This is a genomic window from Shewanella sp. MBTL60-112-B2, from assembly GCF_019655055.1.
Lineage (GTDB): Bacteria > Pseudomonadota > Gammaproteobacteria > Enterobacterales > Shewanellaceae > Shewanella.
The window spans coordinates 98,612-105,021 of sequence record NZ_BPFA01000015.1 but is presented as its reverse complement, the minus strand read 5'-3'; the positions used below and the strand labels follow the sequence as shown (position 1 = coordinate 105,021).

The window sequence follows — 6,410 nt, the reverse complement described above, 5'->3', positions numbered from 1 at the left end:
ATAATAACCCAAATCTATGAGATCGAAATCACATAAAAACAAGATACACCTTAAATACAGTAACTTAAAATCAGCCTCTTGCAGTAAAAAACTTAAAGCCCCATCAAAAGCATTAGTTTAACTAATCTCACAATACAATTTTTCTCGTTTGATGAAATATAACGACTCGCCTAAAATGAGCACCAAGTTAAGGAGACGGTCTAGCCAATCCGGTGAAGTAGCCCGGTAAAGACTAACTCCGCTTAAATCATCAATCTATGTGGAGAAACTGTTATGACAAAATTATTCGAGCGTCTAGTTGTTAGCTATCAGCGTGTTTTCGTTGAACTTTATACTTCTAGAGAGCTATAAGTAAGACTTTCTAATGCAAGATTAATCTTGAAGTTTTGTTAGCGCAAAGCGGCCCTCCTTAGCAATAAGGAGGGCTTTTTTATGCCTGTTTGTTTATTCCACAACCCAAATATACGTTTACCACTAAGCTTGTTGATTATGGATAACTTCTGCTTATCCATAAAATGATGAATAGCGGCTTAAAACAATTAATTTAGCATTCAATGAACCACTAATCCCGTTGTAATCTATTGTTTAATCAACCTTGTTTGGCGAACTCTGCTGCTATCAAATATTTCAGGCAAAAAAAAGCCCCTAAAGATAGGGGCTTTTCGTTAGCAAGGCTAACGTCACATCAGCAATAAGTATATTAGCCGACTGACTTTCTCACATTGCGGAACATTCTCATCCAAGGGCTATCTTCACCCCAAGACTCAGGGTGCCATGAGTTAGCAACGGTTCTAAATACACGCTCAGGGTGCGGCATCATAATCGTCACTCGGCCGTCAGTTGAACTCAATGCAGTAATCGCATTTGGCGAACCATTCGGATTCTGTGGATACTGAGTAGCGATTTGGCCATTGCCATCAACATAACGCAGTGCAACCGTACCAGACGCTTCTGCAGCTGCTAACGCTTCAGGCGATGCAAACTCTGCGCGACCTTCACCGTGAGATACGGCGATTGGCATGCGAGAGCCTTCCATACCTTGGAAGAATAACGACGGGCTCTTCTGCACTTCAACTAAACTGAAACGCGCTTCAAAACGCTCAGAACGGTTACGTACGAAGTGTGGCCATAACTCAGTGCCAGGAATAATGTCTTTTAGGTTAGACAACATCTGACAACCATTACACACACCAAGCGAGAAGCTATCGTTACGTTCAAAGAATTGGCTAAACTGCTCACGAGCACGCTCGTTAAACAGAATTGACTTAGCCCAACCTTCACCCGCGCCCAGTACGTCACCGTAAGAGAAGCCACCACACGCCACTAGGCCTTGGAACTGCTCAAGACTAATACGACCGCTTAGGATGTCACTCATGTGTACGTCCATCGCCTCGAAACCGGCTCTGTCAAACGCTGCAGCCATTTCGATGTGCGAGTTAACGCCTTGCTCACGCAAGATAGCCATCTTAGGTGCAGCGCCTTTTAAGATAAATGGCGCGGCAACGTCTTCGCTTGGATCGAAGCTTAAATCAACCGTTAGACCTAAATCACTAGCGTCTTGCTTAAGCTCGAACTCTTCTTTAGCACACTCAGGGTTGTCACGTAACGCCTGCATGCGATATGTGGTTTCAGCCCAAATAGTACGTAGTGAAGTACGCGTTTCAGTGAGAACTTCACGCGCGCCATCAAAGATTGCAATGCTGTCATTGTCGGTCAGTTCAGCAACTTTATGGCAAGGCACGCCAGCAGCAGCAAATTTTTCGCTGATAATCGCAGCGTCTTGACGACGAACTTGAATAACAGCGCCTAGCTCTTCGTTAAACAGGCGTTCAACGTCAGTACCAGTCAGTGCACTTAAATCAACATTTAGACCTATGTGACCGGCAAACGCCATTTCAACCAATGTGGTATATAGACCGCCATCGCTTCTATCGTGATAAGCAATAATAGATTTATCGGCAATCATTGGCTGAATGGTTTCGAAGAAACCTTTAAGCGTTGCAGAGTTATCAAGATCTGGGGCGATATCACCTAGCTCGCTGTAAACCTGCGCTAAACAAGATCCGCCTAAACGGTTCTGGCCAAGACCAAGGTCAAGCAGTAACAAATCTGTGTCACCTTTATCGGTGCGAAGCTCTGGGGTTACTGTATTGCGAACATCTTGCACCACACCAAATGCAGTGATAACTAATGACATAGGAGAGGTCACAGCCTTTTGAACGCCGTTTTCTTCCCAAGCCGTTTTCATCGACATTGAGTCTTTACCTACTGGGATTGTCAGCGACAAATCAGGGCATAACTCTTCACCGATGGCTTTAACAGCCTCGTAAAGACCTGCATCTTCACCTGGGTGACCCGCTGGAGACATCCAGTTCGCAGATAGCTTAACACGCTTGAACGAACCAATGTCGGTACCAGCAATGTTCATAATTGACTCGGCAACCGCCATACGCGCCGATGCACCAAAGTCTAGTAATGCAAGCGGTGTACGCTCGCCAATAGACATAGCTTCACCTGTGTATGAGTCGTAGCTTGACGCAGTTACCGCGCAATCGGCTACCGGCACCTGCCATGGGCCAACCATTTGGTCACGATTAACCAGACCCGTTACCGTTCTATCACCAATGGTGATAAGGAAGGTCTTTTCAGCAATCGTTGGCAAACGCAGTAAACGATGCGCCGCTTCTTTAACTTCAATACCTGTTTGGTCAAGTGCTGCAGAGTTAGCTTTTGCGCTTACTACATCGCGGCTCATCTTAGGCGCTTTACCTAATAGCACTTCAAGTGGCAAATCGATTGGGTGGTTTTCAAAGTGCTCGTCACTAAGGACTAACTCTTTCTCTTCCGTCGCCACACCTACAATGGCAAACGGAGCACGCTCACGCTGACAAATTTGGGTAAACAACTCGATATTCTCTGGTGCAATTGACATCACATAACGCTCTTGTGATTCGTTACACCAAATCTCTAGCGGGCTCATACCTGGCTCATCAGACGGTACTTTACGTAGCTCAAACTTACCGCCACGCTCGCCATCATTAACCAGCTCAGGGAAAGCATTTGATAAACCGCCCGCGCCCACATCGTGAATAAACTGGATTGGGTTAGCATCACCCATCTGCCAGCAGCGGTCGATAACCTCTTGGCAACGACGCTCCATTTCTGGGTTTTCACGCTGCACAGAAGCAAAGTCCAAATCTTCACTCGACTGACCCGATGTCATTGATGACGCAGCGCCGCCGCCCAAACCGATGTTCATCGCAGGGCCGCCAAGAACTACAAGCTTCGCACCAACGGTAATTTCACCTTTTTGCACATGCTCTTCGCGGATATTACCTAAACCACCCGCCAGCATAATTGGCTTGTGGTAACCACGAACTTCAACGCCGTTGTGACTGTTAACTTCTTGCTCGTAAGTACGGAAGTAACCCACAAGTGCTGGGCGACCAAACTCGTTGTTAAATGCCGCGCCGCCTAATGGGCCTTCGGTCATAATATCAAGCGCAGTAACAATGCGATCTGGCTTACCGTAATCTGCTTCCCATGGTTGCACAAAACCTGGGATCTTAAGGTTTGATACGCTAAAGCCTGTTAGGCCCGCCTTTGGCTTAGAGCCACGGCCTGTAGCGCCCTCATCACGAATTTCACCACCGCTACCGGTTGCAGCACCTGGGTATGGGCTAATTGCAGTTGGGTGGTTATGAGTTTCAACCTTCATTAAGATATGCATTGGCTCAGTGTGGTAGCCATAAACGCCATCTTGTTTCGGGAAGAAACGACCGGCTGTAGAGCCTGTCATTACCGCAGCGTTATCTTTATAAGCAGATAACACGTTGTCAGGCGTCTTCTCGAAGGTATTTTTGATCATCTTGAACAATGACTTTGGCTGAACTTCACCGTCGATTGTCCAATCTGCGTTAAAGATTTTATGACGACAATGCTCTGAGTTTGCTTGAGCAAACATCATTAGCTCGATGTCATTTGGGTTACGACCTAATCGAGTAAAGTTCTCAACTAGGTAGTCAATTTCATCATCGGCCAAAGCCAAGCCAAGTTTAGTGTTGGCTTGCTCTAGTGCGACGCGTCCAGCGCAAAGTACATCAACGCTAGTGAACTTTGCAGGCTCTGTGCGAGCAAACAATACGCTTGCATCATCAAAGCTTGGTAAAATGACTTCTACCATACGGTCATGTAGCAATGCGTTTAACGTTTTTAGCTGTTCGCCAGTCAACTCATCGCTCACCACATAGTAAGCAAGACCACGCTCTAAACGTTTAACCTTATTCAGGCCGCAGTTGTGAGCGATATCAGTTGCTTTTGATGACCAAGGAGAGATGGTACCGGGACGGGGTGTAACGAAGTGGAGATGACCTTCTGGCGTGTGCGCTTCGATAGCGGGGCCGTAGGTGAGGATTTTTTCAAGCTGTTGACTTTCAGTGTCATTTAGGGATTCTTTTAAATCGGCTAAATGGATAAACTCGGCATAGATTTGGCGCACTGGCAGTGCTGCCGATTCACAAGCTTGCATCAGCTTCTGTACTCTAAACGCCGAAAGTGCAGGGGCTCCGCGGATGATCTCCATCACGTCTTTTCACCTTATATATTATAATTGCAGGGTCAGATCTGGGCGCTATTATAGGGAAATGTTTGTCACAAATCATCAGCAGTCGCTATTGAAAACAGTGTTTCCCGCACAGGAAAAAGTGGCTTAAAAACTTTTGCACTCCCAAGGGGATATTCCCAGCAAAAACTTCATTTAGGTTCATACTAAAATCAACACTTACCAATAAAATGTCAGTTTTTTTACGTCAACCAAGTTTGTGGTATAATCGACGACTATTTCATTATTTTTCTTATAATTTAAGTTAAGCGCTAACACTATATAATCGATGAAAAAACTCTTATTTGCTCTATGCTGTATCACCTTACTGGCTGCCTGCCAGAAGGTTGTCGTGGAGCAAACAAACACGACTCCCCCGCCTAAGCCCACTCAATTAGTGGTCGGTACTTTATATGGCCCACAAATTTACTTTACCTCAGGGCAAGGGGACTCAGGTTATGACTATGAGATGGCGGAGCGCTTTGCTGATTACTTAGATCTAGAATTAAAAATGAAGCCTTTCGCCAATATTAGCGAGCTGTATAACGCTATGCGCAGTGGCGAAATCGATATTATTGCAGCGGGCTTAGCCGATACACCAGCAAGACGCGAGCAGTTTAGACTCGGCCCGCCACTTTACCGAGTTAATCAAATATTGGTTTATCGCCAAGGTACCCCGATCCCAAGAAATATAGATACACTTAAAGGCGAGATCACGGTAACTACCGATTCCTCTTTTGTTGATACTTTAACCGAGCTGCAAAAATCCAACCCGAACCTTGTATGGAATCAAGAAAAAGACAAGGATGCCGAAGAGCTACTCACCATGATAGCCGCCGGAGAGATCCCTTACACCATTGCCGACTCGACCAGTTTAGATATCAACAGACGTTTTATGCCTGAGTTACGGGAAGGCCTAGTTTTAAAACGTAAACAGCCAGTTGTATGGTTATTGCCAGCCACCAACAGCGACAAGCTAATGAGTGAGTTACTGGCGTTTTGGCACATAGAGAAACGCAGTGGCACCTTGGCTCACCTCAATGAGAAATACTTTGCTCACGTTGAGCGCTTCGATTACGTCGACACCCGCGCCTTTATTCGTGCCATCGATAACAAGCTGCCTAAGTATCAAGCCACATTTGAAAAATACGCTGAGGGTATAGACTGGCGTAAACTTGCCGCAACCGCCTATCAGGAGTCTCATTGGAACCCAAATGCACGTTCGCCAACCGGTGTGCGCGGCTTGATGATGCTGACCCTGCCAACGGCGAAACAAGTGGGCATTAAAAACCGCCTAGATCCTCACCAGAGCATCAAGGGTGGTGCTAAATACCTTAACAGTATGCTTGAGCGTCTGCCTGATTCGATTCCTGAGAGTCAGCGTATGTGGTTTGCCCTCGCCTCTTATAATATTGGCTTAGGGCATGTGGAAGATGCACGGAAATTGGCGCAAGCTCAGGGATTGAACCCGAGTGCTTGGCGAGATGTAAAGTCGATATTACCGCTGCTGCAAAAACGTAAGTATTACAAGAAAACCCGTTATGGTTACGCCAGAGGCAATGAAGCGGTGCATTATGTCGATAGTATTCGTCGTTACTATGACACGCTTGTGTGGATCGATAATCAGAATATGCTGCTTGAGCTCAAGAAGAAGCCGCTTCAAACCGCCGAAGCCAATGAGACCGAACAAAATATAAAGAGCCAAGAACCTCTGGCCGATGCAAGCCAGCCACAACAGCCCTGAGCCAGTTTTTATATAGTAAACAGCCCTGAGCTTGTCTTTATATAAACAGCCCTGAGCTTGTCTTTA

2 protein-coding genes are annotated in these 6,410 nt (G+C 46.1%); one reads left to right on the top strand and one right to left on the bottom strand.

Going from position 1 to position 6,410, the window contains the following annotated elements; translation table 11 throughout:
• Positions 1-700: 700 nt before the first annotated feature.
• Positions 701-4,582, bottom strand: coding sequence for a phosphoribosylformylglycinamidine synthase (gene purL, locus K5Q73_RS11530; RefSeq protein WP_220760198.1), 3,882 nt, complete (start codon positions 4,580-4,582; stop codon positions 701-703).
• Positions 4,583-4,889: 307 nt separating this feature from the next.
• Between purL and mltF the strand changes: the two genes are divergently transcribed.
• A complete protein-coding gene (mltF, locus tag K5Q73_RS11525; protein WP_220760064.1) occupies positions 4,890-6,344 on the top strand; it encodes a membrane-bound lytic murein transglycosylase MltF in 1,455 nt (484 codons plus the stop codon).
• Positions 6,345-6,410: the final 66 nt, after the last annotated feature.